Origin of the sequence: Chryseobacterium gambrini (assembly GCF_900156825.1) — a bacterium.
GTDB lineage: Bacteria > Bacteroidota > Bacteroidia > Flavobacteriales > Weeksellaceae > Chryseobacterium > Chryseobacterium gambrini.
Genome location: NZ_FTOV01000003.1, coordinates 492,288 through 516,102 on the forward strand (window position 1 = coordinate 492,288; position 23,815 = coordinate 516,102).

25 protein-coding genes are annotated in these 23,815 nt (G+C 35.8%); 10 read left to right on the forward strand and 15 right to left on the reverse strand.

Annotated elements, in window-relative coordinates; genetic code table 11:
* Nucleotides 1–3 precede the first annotated feature (3 nt).
* On the forward strand, nucleotides 4–579 hold the full coding sequence (locus tag BW951_RS08615; protein WP_076391810.1) for a 5-formyltetrahydrofolate cyclo-ligase: 576 nt from the start codon (nucleotides 4–6) through the stop codon (nucleotides 577–579).
* On the opposite strand, the gene BW951_RS08620 is transcribed toward BW951_RS08615, so the two are convergent.
* Together BW951_RS08620 and BW951_RS08625 are read right to left on the reverse strand one after the other, a co-directional pair.
* The gene (locus BW951_RS08620) at nucleotides 528–1,109 is read right to left on the reverse strand and encodes a hypothetical protein (RefSeq protein WP_076391812.1); all 582 of its coding nucleotides are present in this window, start codon (nucleotides 1,107–1,109) and stop codon (nucleotides 528–530) included. The two genes, BW951_RS08615 and BW951_RS08620, sit on opposite strands and share 52 nt — an antisense overlap.
* Nucleotides 1,093–2,271, reverse strand: coding sequence for a hypothetical protein (locus tag BW951_RS08625; RefSeq protein ID WP_076391814.1), 1,179 nt, complete (start codon nucleotides 2,269–2,271; stop codon nucleotides 1,093–1,095). The genes BW951_RS08620 and BW951_RS08625 overlap by 17 nt, the downstream gene beginning before the upstream one ends.
* Before the next feature lie 183 nt (nucleotides 2,272–2,454).
* Here BW951_RS08625 and BW951_RS08630 point away from each other — a divergent pair, with 183 nt between their 5' ends.
* Complete coding sequence (locus tag BW951_RS08630) at nucleotides 2,455–2,724, forward strand: hypothetical protein (protein ID WP_076391816.1); 270 nt, start codon at nucleotides 2,455–2,457, stop codon at nucleotides 2,722–2,724.
* A 123-nt stretch (nucleotides 2,725–2,847) separates the two neighbouring features.
* Here BW951_RS08630 and BW951_RS08635 read toward each other — a convergent pair whose 3' ends face one another.
* Both BW951_RS08635 and BW951_RS08640 read right to left on the reverse strand, forming a co-directional pair.
* Entirely contained in the window at nucleotides 2,848–3,615 is a 768-nt protein-coding gene (locus BW951_RS08635) for a TrmH family RNA methyltransferase (RefSeq protein WP_076391818.1), read from the reverse strand.
* Nucleotides 3,616–3,682: 67 nt separating this feature from the next.
* Entirely contained in the window at nucleotides 3,683–5,191 is a 1,509-nt protein-coding gene (locus BW951_RS08640) for a DNA recombination protein RmuC (protein ID WP_420866227.1), read from the reverse strand.
* Nucleotides 5,192–5,464: 273 nt separating this feature from the next.
* On the opposite strand from BW951_RS08640, the gene BW951_RS08645 reads away from it, so the two are divergent.
* Nucleotides 5,465–6,124 (forward strand): SGNH/GDSL hydrolase family protein, encoded by a 660-nt coding sequence (locus BW951_RS08645; RefSeq protein ID WP_076391822.1) that lies wholly within the window; start codon nucleotides 5,465–5,467, stop codon nucleotides 6,122–6,124.
* Nucleotides 6,125–6,174: 50 nt separating this feature from the next.
* On the opposite strand, the gene BW951_RS08650 is transcribed toward BW951_RS08645, so the two are convergent.
* On the reverse strand, nucleotides 6,175–6,930 hold the full coding sequence (locus BW951_RS08650) for a DUF5995 family protein (protein ID WP_076391824.1): 756 nt from the start codon (nucleotides 6,928–6,930) through the stop codon (nucleotides 6,175–6,177).
* A 142-nt stretch (nucleotides 6,931–7,072) separates the two neighbouring features.
* Here BW951_RS08650 and BW951_RS22705 point away from each other — a divergent pair, with 142 nt between their 5' ends.
* Nucleotides 7,073–7,246, forward strand: coding sequence for a bacteriocin-like protein (locus BW951_RS22705; protein WP_157967225.1), 174 nt, complete (start codon nucleotides 7,073–7,075; stop codon nucleotides 7,244–7,246).
* 34 nt (nucleotides 7,247–7,280) lie between these two features.
* Here BW951_RS22705 and BW951_RS08655 read toward each other — a convergent pair whose 3' ends face one another.
* The 4 genes from BW951_RS08655 to BW951_RS08670 all read right to left on the reverse strand — a co-directional run bounded on the left by BW951_RS08655 (nucleotide 7,281) and on the right by BW951_RS08670 (nucleotide 10,252).
* Nucleotides 7,281–8,015: a hypothetical protein gene (locus BW951_RS08655; protein WP_076391826.1), complete on the reverse strand. Its 735-nt coding sequence runs from the start codon at nucleotides 8,013–8,015 to the stop codon at nucleotides 7,281–7,283.
* Nucleotides 8,016–8,027: 12 nt separating this feature from the next.
* On the reverse strand, nucleotides 8,028–8,492 hold the full coding sequence (locus BW951_RS08660) for a YciI family protein (RefSeq protein WP_228427523.1): 465 nt from the start codon (nucleotides 8,490–8,492) through the stop codon (nucleotides 8,028–8,030).
* A gap of 10 nt (nucleotides 8,493–8,502) precedes the next feature.
* On the reverse strand, nucleotides 8,503–9,681 hold the full coding sequence (gene pncB, locus BW951_RS08665; RefSeq protein WP_076391830.1) for a nicotinate phosphoribosyltransferase: 1,179 nt from the start codon (nucleotides 9,679–9,681) through the stop codon (nucleotides 8,503–8,505).
* A gap of 94 nt (nucleotides 9,682–9,775) precedes the next feature.
* A complete protein-coding gene (locus BW951_RS08670; protein WP_076391832.1) occupies nucleotides 9,776–10,252 on the reverse strand; it encodes a Dps family protein in 477 nt (158 codons plus the stop codon).
* A 231-nt stretch (nucleotides 10,253–10,483) separates the two neighbouring features.
* Between BW951_RS08670 and BW951_RS08675 the strand changes: the two genes are divergently transcribed.
* From BW951_RS08675 to BW951_RS08700, 6 genes are all read left to right on the forward strand, one after another.
* Entirely contained in the window at nucleotides 10,484–11,953 is a 1,470-nt protein-coding gene (locus BW951_RS08675; RefSeq protein WP_139326133.1) for a hypothetical protein, read from the forward strand.
* 110 nt (nucleotides 11,954–12,063) lie between these two features.
* Nucleotides 12,064–12,477: a 30S ribosomal protein S12 gene (gene rpsL / locus BW951_RS08680; RefSeq protein ID WP_027381287.1), complete on the forward strand. Its 414-nt coding sequence runs from the start codon at nucleotides 12,064–12,066 to the stop codon at nucleotides 12,475–12,477.
* Between the two features lie 23 nt (nucleotides 12,478–12,500).
* Nucleotides 12,501–12,977 (forward strand): 30S ribosomal protein S7, encoded by a 477-nt coding sequence (rpsG, locus tag BW951_RS08685; protein WP_050020592.1) that lies wholly within the window; start codon nucleotides 12,501–12,503, stop codon nucleotides 12,975–12,977.
* A 6-nt stretch (nucleotides 12,978–12,983) separates the two neighbouring features.
* The gene (fusA, locus tag BW951_RS08690) at nucleotides 12,984–15,101 is read left to right on the forward strand and encodes an elongation factor G (protein ID WP_076391836.1); all 2,118 of its coding nucleotides are present in this window, start codon (nucleotides 12,984–12,986) and stop codon (nucleotides 15,099–15,101) included.
* A gap of 17 nt (nucleotides 15,102–15,118) precedes the next feature.
* Complete coding sequence (rpsJ, locus tag BW951_RS08695) at nucleotides 15,119–15,424, forward strand: 30S ribosomal protein S10 (protein WP_002661363.1); 306 nt, start codon at nucleotides 15,119–15,121, stop codon at nucleotides 15,422–15,424.
* 188 nt (nucleotides 15,425–15,612) lie between these two features.
* Entirely contained in the window at nucleotides 15,613–16,119 is a 507-nt protein-coding gene (locus tag BW951_RS08700) for a low affinity iron permease family protein (protein ID WP_076391838.1), read from the forward strand.
* Nucleotides 16,120–16,141: 22 nt separating this feature from the next.
* On the opposite strand, the gene BW951_RS08705 is transcribed toward BW951_RS08700, so the two are convergent.
* The 6 genes from BW951_RS08705 to glpK all read right to left on the reverse strand — a co-directional run bounded on the left by BW951_RS08705 (nucleotide 16,142) and on the right by glpK (nucleotide 23,803).
* On the reverse strand, nucleotides 16,142–18,850 hold the full coding sequence (locus BW951_RS08705) for a hypothetical protein (RefSeq protein WP_076391840.1): 2,709 nt from the start codon (nucleotides 18,848–18,850) through the stop codon (nucleotides 16,142–16,144).
* A 141-nt stretch (nucleotides 18,851–18,991) separates the two neighbouring features.
* Complete coding sequence (locus BW951_RS08710) at nucleotides 18,992–19,969, reverse strand: hypothetical protein (RefSeq protein ID WP_076391993.1); 978 nt, start codon at nucleotides 19,967–19,969, stop codon at nucleotides 18,992–18,994.
* Nucleotides 19,969–20,382 carry a hypothetical protein gene (locus BW951_RS08715; protein WP_076391842.1) on the reverse strand — a complete coding sequence of 138 codons (414 nt, stop codon included), beginning with the start codon at nucleotides 20,380–20,382 and terminating at the stop codon, nucleotides 19,969–19,971. Before BW951_RS08715 ends, BW951_RS08710 begins: the two co-directional genes overlap by 1 nt.
* A gap of 360 nt (nucleotides 20,383–20,742) precedes the next feature.
* Nucleotides 20,743–21,543: a hypothetical protein gene (locus BW951_RS08720; protein ID WP_076391844.1), complete on the reverse strand. Its 801-nt coding sequence runs from the start codon at nucleotides 21,541–21,543 to the stop codon at nucleotides 20,743–20,745.
* Between the two features lie 14 nt (nucleotides 21,544–21,557).
* Entirely contained in the window at nucleotides 21,558–22,289 is a 732-nt protein-coding gene (locus BW951_RS08725) for an MIP/aquaporin family protein (protein WP_076391846.1), read from the reverse strand.
* 17 nt (nucleotides 22,290–22,306) lie between these two features.
* Complete coding sequence (gene glpK, locus BW951_RS08730) at nucleotides 22,307–23,803, reverse strand: glycerol kinase GlpK (RefSeq protein ID WP_076391848.1); 1,497 nt, start codon at nucleotides 23,801–23,803, stop codon at nucleotides 22,307–22,309.
* Nucleotides 23,804–23,815 lie beyond the last annotated feature (12 nt).

The following is a 23,815-nucleotide window of genomic DNA, read 5'->3' on the forward strand; positions in this document are numbered from 1 at the left end:
GATATGTTAAAAGCAGAATTAAGAAAAAAATATATGCAAAAAAGAAAAGCCTTGTCGATTGATGAGGCTTTCTTGTTATCTGAAAAGATTTTTAAAAATTTCATTGAATATTTCAAACCTTCTCAAAACCAGAAAATCCATATTTTTATTCCGATTGAGAAGTTTAGGGAAGTAAATACCCAGATTTTCGTCAGCTACTTTTTAAGCAGAAAGATCCGTGTTTTTGTCCCTAAAATTGTCGATACAAGACTGATTTCGGTAGAAATTTTTACAGATTCTAAATTTGAGTTGAATAACTGGGGAATTTCCGAACCTGTTTCTGATGAAGATTCAGGTATTCTGGATTATGATTTTGTAGTTACGCCCCTTTTATATTGCGACAGACAAGGAAATAGAGTAGGTTACGGCAAAGGTTTCTACGATGGTTTTTTTGAAAAAGTATCGGTAGAGACAAAAAAAATCGGAGTTAATTATTTTAACCCCGAAGAAAATATCGATGATGTCTGGGAAAATGATATTCCGCTCGACTATTTGGTGACACCCGATGATGTACTGTCTTTTTCAGGAGCATCAGAGTAAAATTTCACAAAGTAAAATTTAAATTCCTTGCTTTTCTGAGCCGGTTTTGATACCAAAGTGTATTGTGCATTCCGTTCAAAATTTCCCAACGATTTATTTTTATCTCCAAAATATTCCACATTGAATTTTGCAAAATTCAGCGTGTCCTTTTCCTTAATTTTCTGGAAAACATTCAGATTGCTTACGCGTACTTTTTTTACATTCAGGCTTTCAAGTTCTTTAAAAAGATCCTTAAAGGTAGTAGAATCGGACTTCTGGAAATACTTTTCTATTTTAGAGTAAATTGCCGTATCAATTTCCGTATTTCTCTGTCCGGAAAGATATAACGTAGACAAATCCAGCACATCCTGTACTTTTTGTGAAGTAATGGAATTGATAGCCTGAGTACTGTCCATTTTTACCGTTTTGTTATTCGTGTTTCTTAGCTTTTCCAGATCACTCTGTCCTCCGTTTTCTTCTTTTTTAACGCACGAAGTCATGGTGAATCCTATTAATATGATAAAAAACAAAAAGTTATTTATTGTTTTCATTGGCTGAGATTTTAAATTTAATAGATACGATTTTCCCTTTGTTATCCGTCTTCATTTCGATAACATTAAGGTTTTTAAGTGATGTTGTAGGTGTGGTGACTAAAGTGATGTAATCTTCCTTATCCAAGGTTTCAAGTCCGTAAATATCACTGTCGTAAACCTGAGTGATCACGGCGTTATTGCTGATTCGGTTTTCCAGTTGTCTTCTTTTCTGGGTGATAAGATCATTCTGCTCCTCAGAATTTCCGCCTTTTACATCCTTTGTGGAAAAATAATAAAGCGCCATCTTATAATCATCAGGTTTAAGTTCGATGGTTTCTTCTTCAGGGGCATTTTCCAAATTTCGGTTCACTTCCAGATATTCATAAAACGGAGAACTGATCTGCATTTTAAGATTTTTATCTTTTGTGGCATATCTGAAACATTCTCCGGGTTTTATCCTGTAAAGAATGGGAGATTCGTTTTCCTTGATCACTTTGATTTCTATTTCACGCTGAATACTTAAATTTCTGTCGGCATCCGTAAAACAGTACACATAAGTTTTTTGAAAGATCGCATCTTTAAATCCTAAAAGTCCTGTAAGAATTACTAAAATAGTGGTAACAATTGCCCAAACATTCTTTTTGAAGAAATTTTTCTTGGGTTTTTCAGCTTCTGCTAAGGAAATTTTTTCAGTCTCTGAATTTTTATTAATTAATTGATTTTCAAGTATTGATTTTTGTAAATCGGAGTTTTCAGGGGTTTTAAATTCCTGTTTTTTAGGTAAATCGTCATCTTTTGGCAAATCGAGTGATGCAGAAACTGTTTTTTCCAGTTCTTTAAGTTCATTGTCTTTTAAATCTTCATCATCCTGCAGCAATTCACCTGCAAAAAGATGCTGTTTTTTGAATTCATACCATGAGTCGTAACCTGCATAAATACTGAGTAAATTCAGCATATCGATTCTTGGCAGTTTGGTAACCGGCGAATTCTTAAAATAGGTATAAAAAGATTTTTCGCTGATATTCCCTTTTGCCTTTTTTCTGAGATCTTCCTGAAAATAAATGATGTCGATACCCTTCCATTTCGAAATATCGTCATAGGAAGGAGTGTATTCTTTCAGATATTGAGCCTGGACATCCTTTTTTAGCTGCTCAAAATGTAATAGATCTAAGTCCGTCAATTTATTTTAAAATGATTAAATTATTGATTATCAGTAATGTTATTTTGTAAAACTATTTTACAAAGGTATTACAATTATTTTTCCTAAACAAATTTTCTATCTGCTATACCTTTGTCTTGTTCAAATAACAGAACAGAAAAAGATTTTATAAAACAATATTAACAAAATTAAATTTAATTTATTATGAAAAAGTCATTATTCGTAGCTGCTATCGCTGCAATCTCTCTAGTTGCTTGTAAAAAAACTGAAGCTAACACTACTGAAGCTTCTACAGATTCAGTTGCTGCTGCTACAGATTCTGCTACTACAGCTATCGATTCTACAGCTAACGCTGCTAAAGATTCAGTAACTGTTGCTGCTGATGCTGCTAAAGATTCAGTTAAAGCTGACGCTAAAGTTGCTAAAGAAGAAATCAAAGCTGAAGCTAAGAAAGAAGAAGCTGCTAAGAAATAATCTAAGCTTAAAAATAAAAGAACCGTTTCACTCAGTGGAACGGTTTTTTTATGCTTATATGTTTAGTAATTGTTGGTTTGTTAGCGATCAACGATGAACCATCACCAATCTCCAACAACCAAATTACCCCTTCTTCTGCTTCAGTGTTTCGTAACACGTAATAGCAACAGCATTGCTCAGGTTTAAAGAATCAATGCTTCCTGCCATCGGAATTAGTGTATTTTTTCCTTTCCCGATCCAGAAATTACTTAATCCCGAATGTTCTGTCCCGAATAGAACGGCAGATTTCTGCTTAAAATCTCTTTTGTAAAGATCTTCGGCAGTTTCATCCATGATCGTTGTGTAAATATTGAAATTATTTTTCTGAAGAAATTCAAACGTTTCCTGATTTTCTGCCTGAAAAACTTCCATTCCGAATAAGCAGCCTACACTTGAGCGGATTACATTCGGGTTATAAAAATCGGTTTTTCCGTCTGAAACAATTAATGCATCAATACCGAAAGCTTCACAACTGCGCAAAATAGCCCCCAGATTTCCCGGTTTTTCAACACCTTCTACAATAATGATCGTAGAATCTTCCTTTGGTTTAAACGAAGATAAATCGGCTTCTTTTGTTTTATAAACCCCGATAATTCCTTCTGAAGTTCCGCGATAGGCGATTTTTTCGTATACTTTTTCGCTGACGAGATGAATTTTTCCTTTGGGAACTTCTTTCTGAAAAATAGTTTCACAGATAAAAAATTCCACCGGTTCAAAATGATATTTCTGAGCGCGGTCGTTTTCCTGCTGTCCTTCCACCACAAAAACATCTAATTTTTTACGGAATCTATTATCAGTAAGAAGTTTGGTAACGTATTTTACTTTTTCGTTCTGAAAGCTTTCTATTAACATCCTGCAAAATTAGTTAAAATTTGCAGTTAAATAAAAAAACCTCAGAGCTGATCTGAGGTTGTAAATTTTATTCTTCTAAATTTTCCAGTGCAGTCTGAGAGTTTTCTACCAGACTCTGCGGAAGGTCTTTCTTATTTTTTATTCCCAAAGATTTCAGCTTTTGGGTTTGGATCACCAAATTGTCATTTCCTGTTGAAAGCTGTTTGTAAGCATCATTATAAACATTTTTCGCCTGATCCAGATTTTTTCCTACTTTTTCCAGATTTTCGATGAAACCTACGAATTTATCATACAGTTTTGCCCCTCTTTCCGCAATTTCCATAGAATTTCTGTTCTGGTATTCGCGTTTCCAGAGATCGGCAATCAGTTTTAAAGAAGTAATCAGATTGCTTGGATTTAAAAGCAGAACTCTTCTTTCGTAGGCAAAATTCCAAAGATTCTGGTCTGCCTGCATTGCTGCAATATAAGCCGGTTCACTCGGAATAAACATCATCACGAAATCCAGAGATTTTCCGTAATCATCATATGCTTTTTGACTAAGCTGCGTAATGTGATTTTTTATGGAAGATAAATGCTGATTGAGTTTCATCAGATAAACATCCTGATCGGTTTCGTCTACCAGTTCTGTAAAAGCCGTGAGCGAAACTTTGGAATCGATGATAACATTTCTTTCATCGGGATATTTTATAACGGCATCGGGGCGCATTTTTTTGCCGGAAAATTCTGAGAACAATGCTTTGTTGTCTTCATCACGAAGTTCATGTTCAAGGAAATATTCTCTACCTTTTACAAGTCCGGATTTTTCAAGAATGCTTTCGAGGATCATTTCTCCCCAGTTTCCCTGCGTTTTGCTTTCGCCTTTCAGAGCTCTCGTCAGTTTTTTCGCATCTTCAGAAATCTGCTGATTCAGTTCTGCTAATTCCTTTACTTTTTCGGCAAGAGAAAAACGCTCTTTGTTTTCCTTTTCGTAGGCTTCGTTCACGCGGTTTTTCAATTCCACGATTCTTTCCTGAAATGGTTCAAGGATGGTTTTAAGGTTGTTTTGATTTAAGGTGGTGAATTTTTCTGTCTTTTCTTCAAGGATTTTATTGGCTAAATTTTCGAACTGCAATTTAGATTCTTCCTGAATTTTTGTGATCTCTTCTTTCTGCGTCTGCAAAGATTTCTGTAAGCTTTCGTTAATTGCTGAAAGCTCTGAGTTTTTTGCAAACAAAGTCTGTTTTTCTGTTAAAAGATTTTCGATCTGAAGATTCTGTTTAGTGCTAAATTCTTTCTGTTCGGAAAACTGTGTGTTTAAAGAAGCGTGTTCCGCGGAAATTTTGGCAAATTCATTTTTCAGATCATTCAGAAGGTCGCTCTGCTGTGCATTGATTTCTTTTTCTCTGCTGATATTTTGTGTTAATTCCTGAATTTTCTGATTGGAATTTTCTAAATCGGAACTGTTTTTAATGTGTAAATTATTGAGTTCATCGTAAGAATTCCTCGAAACGGTAGAAGATTTCTGGGCGAAATATAAAATAACCGCACCAAGAATTCCTCCGGCTATAAATCCTATAATTAAATATGTCATCTCCATTTTTCAAAATTACAAAAAGGAAAATTGATTTCTTTTATGGAAAACCGTAAGTTTTATTTTAGGAATTAATTTTTAGCCGCAAAAGTTGCAAAAGATCATCATAATACTGTTATTACGATATTCAAAACTTTCAACAGAATAAAAAATTAAACATCTTTTATGACTTTGTGGTTTAAAAATGAATCATCTAAAAATGTTAGTTTTTCGGAAAAGATATTTGCAGGATCAATTTGTTTTCCGTTATTTCATATTTTCAAATCAAAAATAAGTTTCATGAAATTCTTAAGCATTACGGCCGTTATGTTTTCAGCCTTGTTTTCCGCACAGGATTTTGCCAATTATACAAAATACGAAAAGCAAAATCAGGAAGTTGTAGCCAAAAAAACGGCTCCAAATTCTGTTTTTATGGGAGATTCTATTACGGAAGGCTGGTTTTCCACAGATCCATCATTTTTTACAAAAAATAATTTTGTCGGAAGAGGGATCAGCGGACAGGTAACTTCGCAGATGCTTTTAAGATTCCGTGAAGATGTTATCAATCTAAAACCCAAACGCGTAATTATTCTTGCCGGAACCAATGATATTGCCGAAAATCAGGGGCCGATTTCTCTGAATAAAGTTTTCGGAAATATTGTTTCGATGGTGGAGCTCGCAAAAGCAAATAATATAAAAGTGGTGCTTTGTTCGGTGCTTCCTGCATACGATTTCGGCTGGAGAAAAGATATGCATCCTGCGGAAAAAGTAATTGCCCTGAATACAATGATCGAAGCGTATGCGAAAAAGAACAATATTCCGTACGTGGATTATCATTCCGAAATGAAAGATTCCCGAAACGGACTTGATAAAATTTATACCGAAGATGAAATTCATCCTACGGCAAAAGGCTACGAAAAGATGGAAGCTATTTTGATGAAAAAGCTTGGTAAAAACTAAGAGTCTTATTTGGGGTCGGATTAAATTAATTGTAAGGTTACATAAGAAACTTAAACATTTTTGGTGGAGGCCAGAATTTCTATGTTTTTTACCACGTCATTGCTTTCACATTTTTTCAATTCCTTTAATAAGGAATGTGTTAAAATTTTAGGATTCAAAATTTGGGTGGCAACTTTTGCTGCAGCATAATCAACAATTCCGATCACGTTCTCGCGTAGGAAATTTGGCGTATTTGACGCGATAACGGCAGTTGCCCATGAAGTATCTCTTGCTTTTGAAATGGCAAAGTCCAAAATAACGTTATCTTTTCCGTTCGAAAGCTTATCAATCAATTCTACAGGATAGCATATTTTATTTAGAGAATCCTGAACTTTTTGATTAATGGAGGCAATCACATTGTTGATGTTTTCAAAATCTTTTTTCAGCGGATTGATTTTTCGATAAGGCATAATGGAAGCAGCGGAAATTCCTAAATCGAGATTGATGTGTGCATTCATGCCTAAGAAAATGTGCTGTAAGATGAGCAGATTTTTGTTTTTTGCGGCTTCAAAAGCGATAAACCAGGAATTGGTGCATTTTTGTCCTTTCGAATAAGCTTCCCACGCTTCAAGATAACGTGTGGCAAAAGCGATATCCAGTACAGTCATTCTCGGATTGTCTTCAAATTTTTTCTGCTGAATTCCTTTCAAAACCTGCGCTGTCATAATTCTGTAAGTACAGGCAAAATATCCGACCGGACTTTGGTTTTCTTTCGCCCAGATGATGATTGCGTCTAATTTTTTCAGGACTTCTTCTATGGTTTTCATGAGGTTTTGTTTTTTATAAAGATAAGAAAACCTTGCGTAAATTTTTGTGTAAAAATATTTTGTATATTTAAATCTCCATAAAAGGAATTATTATAGAGGTGTCCGAAAATCTTAAGAGTAGGAGCAAATTAAACAAAATACTATGAAAAATTTAAAGTCTTTAAACAGAAAAGAGCTGAAAGCAATTGCAGGTGGCGCTTATGAAAACTGCCAAGTTCCTTTAGAATACGGAGTTTGTAATCCGGGTTATACCTTCTGCAGTAATCCTTATTGTTGTGTACTTGCTCGTAAACCTTACATTTGCATTGATTATTAGAAAAAACAGGCTGTCAGAATTCTGACAGCCTGTTTTATTTTTCATAGTAAGTTAATTGAATCTTATTGTCTCTTATTTCCAAAATTCCTTTTTGGGGATGTTGGAAATATAATTTGAGATGGTTGTCTGCTTTTTTAACAATAATGGGTTCTGAATAAAAAATCTTTTCGGGAAGTTCAGAAACTGTTTCAAACCGGTTGTTTTTTAATTCTGAAATGGTTGTTTTTTTTCCGTCAATACCTGAAATTATTGAATACAGCTTTTTATTATAAACGAAACTTGATATAATGAGAACTCTGGTTGAATCAAGAATTTTTTTTGTTCCTAACGTTGATTCTGATTCATATTCCCGAGTTATAATATCAGGATGATAAACCGGAATTTTCTTTGTAGTTTCCATTTTTTCAGGATCTGCAATTTCAAGAATCTTTGAAAATCCCCGCATATGGGCTAAAGAATTCGAAACGTAATATTTTCCGTTTATTTTATTTACAGAAACGGGACAGGTTGCTACTGCATAATGAACGATTTCATTTTGCAGGTTTTTAAAATAAACAGTTCCTCCCCATTCACCAGAGCAGCTTTTCCACACTTCGTATTTTTCATCCTTATAAAGTAATCCGGAAAAGTTGGTTTCCTCTTCTTTTAAATGCTTCAGTTCATCAATAATATTTTTTGAAACATGATTTATTTTTACTTCAAATACGGAAGATTTATTCTTGCAGTTGATTAATGATAGTAACAATAAAACATAAGATAGTTTTCTCATTGACCTGAGTAATTAAGGATTTTCTTTCGCAATTTCCTCATGGTGCTTCAGGTACAATGGTAAAGCTGCCGATCCGTACCATGGCAAGATTTCATATCCGAAGACTCCTGCTTTTACAGCGGGATCTGTTTTTACCCATGATTCTGCTTCTTCTTTGGATTTTGTATTGAAGATGAACATTCCTTCAAAATTTTGTTTGTTATCTGAGGTAAACGGACCTGCCACTACAACTTTTCCTTCTTTAGCAAGTTTTCCGATATTGGCTAAATGTTCTTTCATTAACTCAGCCATTTTTGTCTTGTCTTCAATTTTTGTAGTTCCTGTTGTCAGCATTACGATCACGTACGGCTTCATTCCGTATTTATCGGCTCCCAGTTCTGTAGCCAATTTTTCGTTGAACTTCGGTTTTTCTATCGTCTTCTGAGCAAATGAAAATGCTGTTGCAAAAATAGAAGCTGATAAGATAATTTTTTTCATCATTTCTGTTTTACTCTTTTATTCTTAAAAATTCTTTAGCCAGTTCAATCATTTTAGGATCTCCGGTATATTTTCCGTGTTCATCAGATAATTTTACAGTTGGAATCCATTCTTTGTTCGGAGCCTGAACGCCGATAAGTTTCATGACGATATTCATAGGTTTTAAGCCGACATCATTGGTAAGATTGGTTCCTATTCCGAAAGAAACTCCGATCTTTCCTTTGCAGTAATTGGTGATTTCTTCTACTTTCTCAAGATTTAAACCATCTGAAAAAATAATATATTTGAATAGCGGATTAATGCCATGTCTTTCATAATGAGCAATGGTTTTATCTGCGAATTCCAGAGGATCGCCGCTGTCGTGACGAACACCGTCGAAAAGTTTCGCAAACTTTTTATCAAACTGCTGGAAGAAAACATCTGTTGTGTAGGTGTCTGAAAGAGCAACTCCCAAATCTCCACGGTAAACATCTACCCAATGTTCCAGAGCCAGTTCGTTTGCCATTTTGAAACCATATTCCGCAGCATGGAACATAAACCATTCGTGAGCGTGGGTTCCGATAGGTTTTACACCATACTTCATCGCGAAATGCACATTGGAAGAACCGATGAATGTAGAATCCTTTTTTTGTGTTAAAGCTTCCATAACCAGATTCTGAACTTTATGAGAGTGTCTTCTTCGGGTTCCGAATTCCGCGAAATTAACGCCCAGTTTTGCCAGTGTTTCAGCTTTTTCCAGTGTTTTGTTCATCACCACTTCATTGGAGTCTCTTTCCAAGTGGTTCATTTCGTAGTGAAGCTCGCTGATAAGAGCTAATAATGGGACTTCCCAAAGTATCGTTCTGTACCATAGTCCTTCAACGGTTACGGAAAGATCGTTTCCTTCCTGATGAATTTTAACTTCGGAAGGATCATAATGATAACCTTCCAGAAAATCTAAATATGGAAGATCAATATAAGGGCAGGTTCTTGCCATGAACTTTTTTTCGTCTTTCGTCAGCTTCAGTTCTGCCATTTTATTAACCGCTTCTCTTAAAGCAGCGTCAAAGCCTTCCGGAAACTGATGTTTTCCACGGTTGATGAATTCATATTTTACCACAGAACTTGGGAATAATTTTACTACCGCATTCTGCATCGTTATTTTATAAAAGTCGTTATCTAAAATGGAGTTTAATCGTACGTTGTGCATAATTGTGTAATTTATACGCAAATATAGTTATTAAAAATAAAATCACCTAAATGTAAGGTGATTTTTTTAAATTTTCCGGATATTTTTTCTTTCTTTACTTTCCAAGATAAGAGTTGTACATCCATACTTCTTTTTCCTGTTCTGTAATGTAGTCGCTCATTTGGGAGTTTGTTCCTTCGTCTCCGGCTGCATCAGTAATGTCTAAAAGTTCTCTCTGAAGATCAATTACCACTTTGAATGAATTTAAAATGTTTTCAACACTTTTGGTAGCATCGCTTACTTCCACACTTTCCTTTATGGTTGATACTTTCAGGTAATCTGAATAATTGTGAGCCGGTGTAGCGCCCAATGTTAAAATTCTTTCTGCAATTTCATCAATCTTTAGAACAAGACTGTTGTATAGTTCCTCGAATTTAGGGTGAAGCGTAAAAAACTGATCTCCTTTAATGTTCCAGTGAGAACCTCTTGTATTCTGATAAAATACGGAATAGTTAGCTAAAAGAATATTTAATTTTTCTGAAATCTTTTTGCAGTCGGTTTCTTTAAGACCGATAATGTTAGCGTTTTTCATATCTATATTGTAGTTTATTTTTCTGAAACAAAATTAAGTAAATATTGTGCCGAAAATGCGGTTTCGTGATTGATGATACTTATCTTTGATATTTTTAGAATGAATTTAAATATGCAAGCTTCATCAAAAGTTAATTTGAAAAGTTTTATCCTCTCTCTTCTGTTTTTTGCTGCTGTCTGTATAGGTTATTTTTTGATATCCTTATCGAAGACTGACGGACATTATATATATTTGATAGACGATGCATATATCCATTTGGCAATGGCTAAAAATTTGGCATTATATGATGTCTGGGGTGTTACGAAATATAAATTTTCCTCTACGTCTTCTTCTCCTTTATTTACCTATGTTTTAAGTGCTCTGATAAAAGTTTCCGGAAATAACGATCTCCTTTCGCTTTGGGTAAATATTTTTTTTGGAGTCGGAACGGTTTATTTTCTCAATAGGTATTTTTCGGGCGTTTTCAATATGGCAAAAAATATCGTGCTTTCAGTGCTTTTTACCCTTTTCTTTTCTGTATTGCATATACAAGTTTTATCTGGAATGGAGCATGTTTTTCATGTTTTTTTATTTGTGGTAAATATTTTATGTCTTTCAAATCTTAAAAGCAGATATTCTGTTTTTGGATTTTACCTCACCTTATTATTGATGGGGTTGGTGCGTTTTGAAAGCATGTTTTATTTTGTGATTCTTGCTTTTCTGTTTCTTTTAATTAAAAAATGGAAGGATGCTTTTGGGATTTTGCTAATAGGTTTTATCCCGATTGTAGTGTTTTGTTATTTTAATTATCAGCATGATGGCTATTTATTCCCGAATTCAGTAATTGTAAAAGGAACGAAGTTTACTTTTGACTCTCATTTTCCACATCAGCTGAAAACTGTTTTTTTGGATAATTTTTTACTGAATATCAGCTTTTATAAAATTGGATTCTTTCCGATTATGATGTGTTTGATTTTCATTATCAGAGATTTTAGAACAAAGAATTTTCAGCTGATAATTAAAGATCATTTTTTACTGATTGTTATTTCTTTACTGATGGTCTGTCATTCCATGTTTGCGGATCTTAAAGGGATGTTCAGGTATGAAGCTTATATTCTTACGGGTTTTTCTATGGCTTTGATTCCTAAACTGAAAGGCTTGTTTGAGCATTTCAGAACCTACATTAAAAAGGAATTGATAATTTCAGGATTGGTCTTGGCAAATATTTTTTTATTGGTATATAAATTTTCCTTCGCTCACAAAATGCTGATTGACGGCGGTAAAAATATTTATGAACAGCAAATTCAGTCTGCAAGATTTCTTCACTCTTATTATAACGAGTCAAAAATTGTCGCTAACGACATTGGAGCGATTACTTATTTTACAAATATTCATTTGTTGGATATGGCAGGTTTAGGATCAAAAGAAACAATCGTTTTTAATGAAAATAAAAGACAGGCAGATAAACAGTTTCAGGGCTTTCTTACTCAATATACAATTACTAACGATTACGATATTGCCATAATTTATGAAGCCTGGCTGCAGAATCACATCCCTGAAAACTGGAAAAAAGTAGCGGAACTGAAAATAAATAATCCCATTACGGTAGCAAGAGATAAAGTATCGATCTATTCCATTAATAAAAATAATCTTGATAAACTTAAACAGCATGTAAGGAATTTTAAGTGGAACCGAAACGTACAAGTCACAATCGTGGATTAAACCGTAAGTATCTGTTAATTAATTTTTAAATAAAAATATTATTTCTGTATAACTGCTTGTTAATTAAAAAAATATTATTATTTTTGCACCCTAAAATAAAAAGCAATTAAATGCCTACTATTCAACAATTAGTAAGAAAAGGAAGAGCCACGCTTGCCAAGAAGAGCAAATCGGCTGCCCTTGATTCTTGTCCACAAAGACGTGGTGTATGTACGAGAGTATATACTACTACACCGAAGAAACCGAACTCTGCACTAAGAAAAGTTGCAAGGGTAAGACTTTCTAACGGTAAAGAAGTTAACGCCTACATCCCGGGCGAAGGACATAATCTTCAAGAGCACTCGATAGTATTGGTAAGAGGCGGAAGGGTGAAAGACCTACCGGGAGTACGTTACCACATCGTAAGAGGTGCATTAGACACTGCAGGTGTAAATGGAAGAACACAGAGAAGATCGAAGTATGGAGCTAAGAGACCTAAACCAGGACAAGCACCAGCTGCACCAGCAAAAGGAAAGAAAAAGTAATCATTAAATAAGGTACAGAAACAATGAGAAAGACAAAAGCGAAAAAAAGACCGTTGTTACCAGATCCGAAGTTTAATGATCAATTGGTAACGAGATTCGTTAATAACTTAATGCTTGACGGTAAAAAGTCAATCGCATTCAAAATTTTCTATGATGCGTTGGATATCGTAGAAACTAAAAAAGGAGATTCTGAAAAAACAGCTCTTGAAATCTGGAAAGATGCATTAACGAACGTTATGCCTCACGTAGAAGTACGTTCCAGAAGAGTAGGTGGAGCTAACTTCCAGATCCCAATGCCAATCAGAGCGGATAGAAAAATTTCTATGGCAATGAAATGGTTAATCAAATATTCTAAAGCTAGAAATGATAAGTCTATGGCTTTGAAATTAGCTAACGAAGTTGTAGCTGCTTCAAGAGAAGAAGGTGCAGCTTTCAAAAAGAAAACTGATACTCACAAAATGGCGGAAGCAAACAAAGCTTTCTCACACTTCAAATTCTAATCTGAAATGGGAAGAGATCTTAAATTTACAAGAAATATTGGTATTGCTGCTCACATTGATGCAGGTAAGACTACCACTACAGAAAGGATTTTATTCTATACAGGTGTAAACCATAAAATTGGAGAAGTTCACGATGGTGCTTCTACAATGGACTGGATGGAACAGGAAGCAGAAAGAGGTATTACCATTACTTCTGCTGCAACTACTTGTAACTGGAATTTCCCAACAGATCAAGGTAAGAAATTACCTGAAACAAAACCTTACCACTTCAACATTATCGATACACCGGGACACGTTGACTTCACTGTAGAAGTAAACAGATCTTTGAGAGTATTGGACGGTTTGGTATTCTTATTCTCTGCGGTAGATGGAGTAGAGCCTCAGTCTGAAACAAACTGGAGATTAGCTGACAACTACAAAGTTGCGAGAATGGGATTCGTAAATAAAATGGACAGACAGGGTGCTGACTTCTTGAACGTTGTAAAACAAGTAAAAGAAATGTTAGGATCTAATGCAGTTCCAATCGTTTTACCAATCGGTGCTGAAGAAGATTTCAAAGGGGTTGTAGACTTAATTAAGAACAGAGCGATCATCTGGGATGAAGCAGGACAGGGTGCTACTTATGAAGTAGTTCCAATTCCTGAAGACATGAAGGATGAAGTTCTTGAATATAGAGAGAAATTAGTAGAAGCTGTAGCGGATTATGATGAGACTTTGATGGAGAAATTCTTCGAAGATCCGGATTCAATTTCTGAAGAGGAAATCAACGAAGCATTAAGAAAAGCTACTATCGATCTTTCTATCATTCCAATGACTTGTGGATCTTCTTTCAAAAACAAAGGAGTACAGTTCATGCTTGATGCTGTTTGTAAATATCTTCCTTCTCCATTGGATAAGGACAATATCAAAGGAACAGATCCAAGAACTGACGCTGATATCGAAAGAAAACCATCTGTTGAGGAGCCTTTCGCTGCATTAGCTTTCAAAATTGCTACTGACCCGTTCGTAGGTAGATTAGCATTCTTCAGAGCTTATTCAGGAAGATTGGATGCTGGTTCTTATGTATTAAACACAAGATCTGGTAACAAAGAAAGAATCTCAAGAATCTATCAGATGCACGCGAACAAACAAAATCCGGTTGAGTATATCGAGGCTGGAGATATCGGTGCAGCTGTAGGATTTAAAGATATTAAAACAGGAGATACATTATCTGATGAAAAGAACCCAATCGTTCTTGAATCGATGATCTTCCCGGATCCGGTAATCGGTATCGCTGTTGAGCCTAAAACAAAAGCTGACCAGGATAAAATGGGTAACGCTTTAGCAAAATTAGCTGAAGAAGATCCAACGTTCCAGGTTAAGACAGACGAGGCTTCAGGACAAACAATCATCTCCGGTATGGGTGAGCTTCACTTGGATATCATCGTAGACCGTATGAGAAGAGAGTTCAAAGTAGAGGTTAACCAAGGTCAGCCGCAAGTAGAATACAAAGAAGCTCTTACACAAAAAGCCAGCCACAGAGAGGTTTACAAAAAGCAGTCTGGAGGTAGAGGTAAGTTCGCGGATATCGTATTCGAAATCGGTCCTGCAGACGAAGGAAAAACAGGTCTTGAATTCATCAACGAAATTAAAGGGGGTAACATTCCTAAGGAATTTGTTCCTTCAGTTGAAAAAGGATTCAGAGAAGCAATGAAGAACGGTCCTTTAGCTGGATTTGAGGTAGAATCTATGAAGATTACATTGAAAGATGGATCTTACCACCAGGTTGACTCGGATCAGTTATCTTTCGAACTTGCTGCAAAGTTAGGTTTCAAAGAATCTGGTAGAGCTGCTAAAGCGGTTATCATGGAACCAATCATGAAGCTTGAAGTAGTAACTCCTGAAGAGTACATGGGTGATATCGTAGGTGACCTTAATAGAAGAAGAGGTACTGTGAACGGTATGGACGATAGAAACAACGCTAAAGTTATCAAAGCTTTCGTTCCACTATCTGAAATGTTTGGTTATGTAACTTCTCTTAGAACGTTATCTTCAGGTAGAGCAACATCTTCTATGGAATTCGAGAAATACGAAGCTGCTCCTACAAACGTTGCTGAAGAAGTAATCGCTAAGGCTAAAGGTTAATATTAAATTAGATTAAAATGTCACAAAGAATCAGAATAAAACTTAAATCTTACGATTACAACTTGGTAGATAAATCTGCAGAGAAAATCGTAAAAACGGTAAAGGCTACTGGTGCTGTTGTAAACGGACCAATTCCATTGCCAACCAACAAGAGAATCTTCACAGTGTTGAGATCTCCACACGTAAACAAGAAAGCAAGAGAGCAGTTCCAGTTATCAGCTCACAAGAGATTGATGGATATCTACTCTTCTTCTTCTAAAACTGTGGATGCTCTAATGAAGTTAGAACTTCCTTCAGGTGTAGATGTTGAAATTAAAGTGTGATAATTGCATACTTTGCAATGATTATATAAAATCCGTTCCTTTCGGGGAGCGGATTTTTTATGTATTGTCATATTTTGTTTTTAGAAACAAGGTATAAAATGTAACTGAATTTAACATTTTGATTATCCACAAACTCATCTTTTTCGGCGGAGTTTTTGATGCTTTAAATCTCATTAAAACCAACGAAAATGGATAAGTCAGATAAAAGTTTTTTCGAGAAATTTTCAGACTGGGCAACAAAATTTACAGGAAGTTCCTACGCCTTCATCGGAGCAACCTTAATCGTTATTATCTGGGGTGCTTCAGGACCGATTTTTAAGTACTCCGAAACGTGGCAGCTCGTAATTAATACCGGAACAACCATCATCACATTCCTGATGGTATTTTTAATTCAGAAAGCACAGAATAAAGACTCGAAAGCCATTCAGATCAAATTAAATGAACTGATCGCCGCGAATGAAAAAGCCAGCAACAGAATTGTGGATATTGAAGATCTAACGGAGAAGGAACTCGATCAGCTCCATTGTTACTATGAAAAACTGGCAGATTTTGCCGAAGAGGATGAAGATATCCATTCCTCACATTCTATCGATGCGGCAAAAAGAAATCAGGATCGGAAGCATGATGCTTTCCGAAAAAAACATGAAGAGTGGTTGCAACAGCAAAAAGAAAATAAAAAAAAGGAATCGATCTGATTCCTTTTTTTTATTAAACATTCTATTTCATAAAATACCCGAAATAAGAACAGCTTCCCATCAGATTTTTTGCAGTCTCTGTATCGGCATACTGTGTTTTCAGCATGGCAAAATAGGTTCTGTATTTCTGATTTTTAATCTGATCTAACTGCTTTTGGAAAGCATCCGTTTTCTCGCTCCATTTTGGATCCGAATAATCTACGTTCGAAGGATTTTTAGCTTCATACTGATAATATTTCCCTTGTTCCGCGCTTGCCATCTGAAACAGAATTCTTGCTTTCTGTTCTTTATCCGCTGATGTATTCAATGCTTTTTTATAATAATTAATTGCCAGATCAAAATTATCAGGTTCAATAAAAGTAGTACTTGTAAAGTTCTTGTAGTAGTACTGATATGGAGTTTCACTATCGGTACTCCAGAAATTATATTTTCCGCCATTCGTATTGTCAACATCCATCACAAATAACTGTCTGTAATATCCCAAAGAAGAAGTATTGTAAAGAAGATTTCCGATGAGCTGATTGGCTTTTGTTGATTTTTCGTCCTTACCGCTTCCTATTTTTTTAAGCTGAATTAAAGCATCTGCCAATTCAAATTTATTCATCATAGGTTTAATGAAAGAAAACTGAGAAAAATCTTCCTTCACCATACTTTCTTCTGGCGCACTCTGATAACTTTCCCAAACATTATGTCCGAAAACAAGATCCGAAATACTTCGGAAACCATTGTATTCTGAAGCTCCGTATTGATGAGGCGTTTTTTTCTGAGAATTCCCGTCCCAGTCATAATTGATTCTAGGAATTCCTGTGAAATTCTGAGCTTTTGTGTAGTATGATTTAGCCTTCTCAAAATCTGCCTGTCTCATGGCTCTGTCACCATAAATCACGGCAAAAAAGGCATCGATATTTCCTACATCATCAATATTTTTAGCAATAATCTGTTCCTCGAATTTCGTTTTGTTCGGCTTTCTGTAAAAATCTTCCACACTTTTTACCAGACTGGAGTTGGGATTGTACTGAAGATCAGAAAGCGTATTGCTCATAAGGAAAGATTTTCCGTCTTCACCCTGCAGGAAATAACGGTTGGCAAGAACATCTTTCAGGAAATCTTTTGTAGAAGGAACCTCACCATAATAATCATACTCTGTTTCCGTACTGTCTTTTTTAGGCTCTTCCGGTTTATCCACAAAATATTCAGCATAATCTTTCATTAAATGATCTTCGAAATCCGCATCAATTTTAGGCTGGGAAACGATATCATTCAGAACCTTCATTCTTTTAATCTGTTCCTGATATTCGGGATTGCTGGTTTGAATGTCTGATAAAATCTCTGTACTGGCTTTATAATCTTTCTTAAGGAACTTAAGATAAGCATCTGCAATTTGCCAGTATTCATCCTTAGATTTTTCTTTCGTTTTGCTTGTGAATTTTTCAAGATCATCTAAGAAATCTTTCGTCTGATCGTCATAGTAATAATTATTCTTGTTGAAAACCGGAATTCTGTTCGGGTTGTCCAGCAATTCATCATCGCTTTGATCGGCTTTCATTTCAGTACTCGTTTTATCTTTAACTCCGAATAACTTCTTAAAAAAGCGCACAATTTTCTGCCAAAACGATATTTTTTCCTCTTTAGGAGCTTCCGTAACTTCAGTTTTTGGCTGATCCGCTGTAGTGTTTGCAGAAACTTTTACCGTAGATTTTTCATTATTGTTGGTGTAATAATAAATCGGAAGATAGTTTCTTTCCAGTTCATTGATGCTCCTCACCGCCATCACTTTCAGAATTTCAGAATCAGGATCTATTTCAAACATTTTTTCCATGATCGGAATCGGATTGTTGAAATCCTCATAGCCTAAAAGAAAATAAGCCATGTTTTTTTCTTCATTCGTTCCCGCTCTTTTCATGATATTATTAAAAGAAGCAGTGTCCGAAAGTTTCATAGATACGAAGGCAGACTCTTTACGGCTTTTACTGTTCATAAAAACCTGAAAGAAATTCCAGTTGGCATCACTTTTCAGATCCAGTCCGCGTTGCGCACCCGCCAATTGATCGAGAGCCATAAAATAGGTTGCTCCTCTTGATTTTATGGGTTCAACATAATTCTTGAAAGCTTCAACCGCTGCTTCGTAATTTCTTGTATAATGGTTGAAACGCACCAACTGATATCCGTAACGCTGTTTGATTTCAGGATTTTTTGCTGAGTTGTAAAGAGAGGTTAATGTCGTGATCGTTTTATTGTAATCAAGATTTGTAGCATTTTGGGAGCTTTCGCTTTCACGGTAATAAAAAGAATCCGGACTTTCAACATAGTTGATTTTCATGTACGGTTCAAGATATTTTGCCTCAATCAGATAATCAATTGCTTCCTTATATTTAGAATAGAAACCAGACCCGAGTTTTGTAAGAAGCTGATTGTTGGTGCTGCCATTTTTCAGAGCGTTCAGATCATTGATGTTCATTTTATTCACCAGATAATCTGTTTCCGCGAAAGTCAGTTGATTATTAAAGAATTTTTTCCAGGCATCCACATTTTCATTAGGAATCTGGGATTGTTTAAAATCTGTATAAAATCTGGTGGAATAGCTGTGAAGGAAAGGCAGGTAAGATTTATCCTTGATGATACTCTGTGTAAACAGATTGAAATATTCATAATCCGGATCAGACCATGCGCACGCTTCAGTTTTACTGTAAAAAAGCGATAGAACCGCGAGCGAAAGAAAGTACTTTTTCATTTTGTTAATGGTGTTTTTTTAAGTTTATAATTTTAATGAATGTATGTTTATTTTAAATAAATCTTACGCTGATCCGTTTAAAAAATCTGTAAGAGTTATCTTTTTAAGCATAATGCAATTTACGCAGAATTTTAATTGAATTTACAAGCTAAAGTTCTGACCTGTAACAAATTTACTGTCTAGCTGATAATAAATCATAGTAAAGTTGTTTATTTTTTTCTCCAGAAAACGGATAACTTCCTGAAGCTGCTGATCCGAAATCTCTTCAATTTTAATTCTGAAACCTTTGTTCAGATAACTTCCGAAATAAAATCCGTCCTTTTGTATTTCAATTTCTGTGTCGGATATTCGCTTGAAATCGGGGTTTTTAAGATCCTTTTCAGACAAAGCATTAATCAGTTTATGTTTTCCCAAATGGTTAGTTACAATTCCCCACGAATAAATTGGTAAGGCAACCTCAATTTTTTTAACAGGATAATCTTCCAGCTTAGAAAGGTAATTTTTGAGTGTACTCACATCCAAAATAGAATTTTTATCTGAGTTTTCCAGCGGTGAAGAAGTGGAGTAGCACATCAGAAAAACCTGCTCAACCGGTGGAATTCCCATGATATTTTTATCTTTTACCTGATGAAGACGAAGTGTACAGGTTACTGTTTTTTTTGAAACCTCCTTTAATTTTTTCAGAAATTTAAAATAATCATCGCGGGTTCCTGCAGTCCAGTCGCAGTCAATTTGTATTTGATTGCCGGTCTTCAACTGATATTCTGAACTCTTTTTTGTAATCAAATCATTAATGCTTGCTGCAAGAAACTGTATTTCCTCATTGGTGATGTTGAGAAACGCACGGTTTGTAATAAAAACAGTCGGAATAATATTTTTGTCGGTGCTGAAACTCTGATCTTTTGTAATAACTCCGACAGGCTGAAATTTCCCGTCCAATTTATCAACATCAAAAAAACGCGTATATAAATAAGGATCGGTTGCTTTTTGTAAAACGTCTTTCTCTGTTTTGTCTAAAGCCAAACGGGTTTTCCAGTAATAAAAAGTGTACGGATGAGATTGTTTTTTACCACAGGAAACAACGAGAAATAAAATTAACAGAAGTTGAGAAGCTTTCATCATTGGTATAATATTCCTGAGCATTCGCAATTCGTTTTTTCTATTTCAGAAACGGGACAGCAATCGTCTGACTTTCTTACTTTTCCGTTTTCATCCGTCAGGTAAATTTTTTCTTTATCAAATTTCACGTAAAATGTTTCATTATAGGTTTTAAAATAAACTTTCATCACTTTCGGATCATATTTTCCTGCATTGCTTTCTTCTTTGGTTTCCGTTCCGTCTGCCTGATTGATCTGTATAAAACCGAAATGGACATCGCCGTTATCTTTTATGTTGATATAATAACCGGGAGTTCCGGATCCGTTAGCTCCATTTTCTACGGTAAAATCTCTTTTCCCGAAAAACGGAACTTTCGACTGCGCCAATGAAAGTAAGGAGAAAAGGAAGAAAAATAGAAATAAAAGTTTTTTCACAAGTAAATTTTTCTCAAAATTAAAAATATCTTATCAAAAATTACACCGTAAAATCACGGTGATTTCTCTTTTTTAAGCCATTTTATATGTTATCTTCTGAATAATACATTTGTTTAAACTATTTATTTAACCACAAAAGGGAAGATGAAATTTTATTTAAAGCTAGAATAGATAACAACAGCTTTAAAAATCTTCGATTTTTATTCTTTTGAGTACTTTGATTACTCTAATTATTGCGGCATAATCATCTTTTGCAGTTAATTTTGAAATTAGTTTACACAAGTTTACATTAAAAAACATCAAATTAATAAAAAACCACCTCCAGAAGAGATGGTCTGTACATTACTAACAATTAATTTTCTAGAATACTGTTGCAGCAAGCTGAATTCTTGCGAACTTATTCGATGGGTTCCACATTGCCATCATGGAAACAGGAAGACTGTAATGATCGGTGATTTTTACGGTTTTACCTGCCTTCACGCCTACATTTACAATATCAAAACTGTTTTCTCCGTTTCCGTAAAGAAATCTTTTGTCATTTAAAGCAAATCCGGCTCCTACAAACGCGTCCAGATTTACTTTTTTATCTTTAATGACAGGATAACTCGCTTGAATATATGTTGAATATTTATTCTTTTTATACGTTCCGTCAGATTCCAGAACCACTTCTCCCGCATTAGCTCCTCCATACAGCATAATGTCTGCTTCAATATTTAAAGGAAAAGAAGCACCAAATGTATAATTGGTTCTTAAATCAATAATATGCGCTGTTCTCCTGTTGGAATAATTAAAAATATCATCCGAAGCCACCGCAGTGTTTATATTTCTTGAATTAAATAAATCCCACAATCCAATGTAAAATCTTCCGTTGGAAAACTGTACATAATAATTGATTTCTTTATAATGTGTATTGTCTTTATCGTCCGTTAGTGCAGATGCGCCCCAAATCCCGACTTTCCATTTTTTTTCTTTATCCAGAGCATAAGAAAGATTTCCCATCACAACCGGCTTGTCAGTAATAATTAAACCTCTCCAAAGATGGTTATTCTGAATATTTGCGGTAAAATCCAGTCTGCTTTCTTCCTTTGTTTCTGTGTTTTCCTGGGCAAAAAGAGTTCCTGTACCTGATAAAATCAGGCATAAATAGATTAGTTTTTTCATAAAGTAAAGTTTTGTTAGCTCAGAATTCCGTGAAGTAAAGCGGCAAGTCCTGCTCCGATGATTGGTCCTGCAATAGGAATCCATGCGTAACTCCAGTCACTGCTTCCTTTTACCGGAAGAAGAGCGTGCATAATTCTTGGTCCGAGATCTCTTGCCGGATTAATAGCGTAGCCTGTAGTTCCTCCTAAAGAAAGACCGATTGCCCAGACTAATAAAGTGACTGGTAAAGCTCCTACACTTCCTAATCCTATTTTTGCGTTCGGATCATTATTTAAAGTCATGCTTGGATCTGCGAAATGAAAAATCACGAACACCAAAACGAAAGTTCCGATAATTTCACTGATTAAATTGGAAACAGGTTTTCTGATGGCAGGTCCGGTACTGAAACACGCAAGTTTTGCCCCTTCGTCTTCCGTAATGGCAAAATGATCTTTATTGAAAATCCAGACCAGAGATGCGCCCAACATTGCCCCGATCATTTCTCCGGCAATATAGGTAGGAACCAGATCCCATGAAAATTTTCCTACGAAAGCCAGGCCTAAAGTCACTGCGGGATTCAGGTGTGCTCCGCTGACAGGTCCTGCGACGGTTACCCCCACAAAAACTGCCAGAGCCCAGGCGGTGGTAATTACAATCCAGCCGGAATTGTTTCCTTTTGTGCCTTTCAAAACAACATTGGCTACTACGCCGTTTCCTAAAAGGATCATCAGCATTGTGCCGATTATTTCTGCTGTAAATGGAGTCATAGTTTTATTTTAAAAGGTTAATCTTCGATCCAGTTTTGAGAACGCTGTACCGCTTTTGTCCAGGTTTTTACCATTTTTTCCACTTTTTCTTTTTCAAGTTGCGGGTGGAAATCTTTATCAATTATCCATTGAGACTGTATTTCATCAATGTTTTCCCAGTATCCGACAGCAAGTCCGGCAAGATAAGCCGCTCCCAAAGCGGTTGTTTCCAGAGTTTTGGGTCTTGTAATTTTAAATCCGAATAAATCTGACTGAATCTGCATCAGCAAATCACTTGCAGAAGCTCCGCCGTCTACTCTTAATTCTAAACTTTCCGTTCCGGAATCAGCTTCCATTGCTTTTACAATATCATACACCTGAAAAGCAATACCTTCCAAAGTAGCTCTTGCGATATGTCCGTTCGTAGTTCCGCGGGTTACGCCAACGATATTTCCGCGGGCATACTGATCCCAATGGGGAGCGCCTAAACCCGTTAATGCAGGAACAAAGTACACCCCGCCATTATCTTCAACCGATTGTGCCAAAGTATTTACTTCCTCTGCGGAACGGATTAATTTTAGACCGTCTCTCAGCCACTGAATCGCTGCACCTCCTACAAAAACACTTCCTTCCAAAGCGTAATTCACTTCTCCATTAATTTTCCATGCAACGGTTGTCAGTAAATTGTTTTTAGATAAAACGGCTTCTGTTCCTGTATTCATTAAAAGAAAACAGCCTGTTCCGTACGTATTTTTTACCATTCCCGGAGTCGTACACATCTGTCCGAATAATGCAGCCTGCTGATCTCCCGCAATCCCTGCGATCGGAATTTTTGTGGAGAATAATGTAGTAGCTGTTTCTCCGTAGATTTCACTGCTTTGTTTTACTTCCGGCAAAATCGATCTTGGAATGTTGAAAAGTTCCAGTAAATCATCATCCCATTCTAAAGTATGAATATTCAAAAGCATGGTTCTGCTTGCATTCGAAACATCGGTGATGAACATCTTTCCGCGCGTAAGTTTCCAGACAAGGAAAGTGTCTACTGTTCCGAAACATAATTTTCCGGCTTCTGCTTTTTCTCTTGCGCCTTCTACATTGTCTAAAATCCACTTCAGTTTTGTTGCTGAAAAATAAGCATCCAGTACAAGACCTGTTTTTTCTTTAATTTTCTCAGCATGACCCTGTTCTTTTAATTCGTCACAATATTTGGACGTTCTTCTGTCCTGCCATACAATGGCATTATACACAGGTTCTCCGGTTTCTTTATCCCATACAACGGTGGTTTCACGCTGATTGGTAATTCCGATGGCAGCAATTTCACGACCGGAAATTCCTGCTTTGGCAATGACTTCTGCGGCTACGGAAACCTGTGAAGACCAGATTTCATTGGGATCGTGTTCTACCCAACCCGGTGTAGGAAAGATCTGTTCAAAACTTTTCTGAGAAACAAATTCAATTTCTCCGCTGTGATTGAATAAAATGGCTCTCGACGAAGTCGTACCTTGGTCCAGAGCGAGAATCAACTTTTCACTCATGCTGTGATCGTA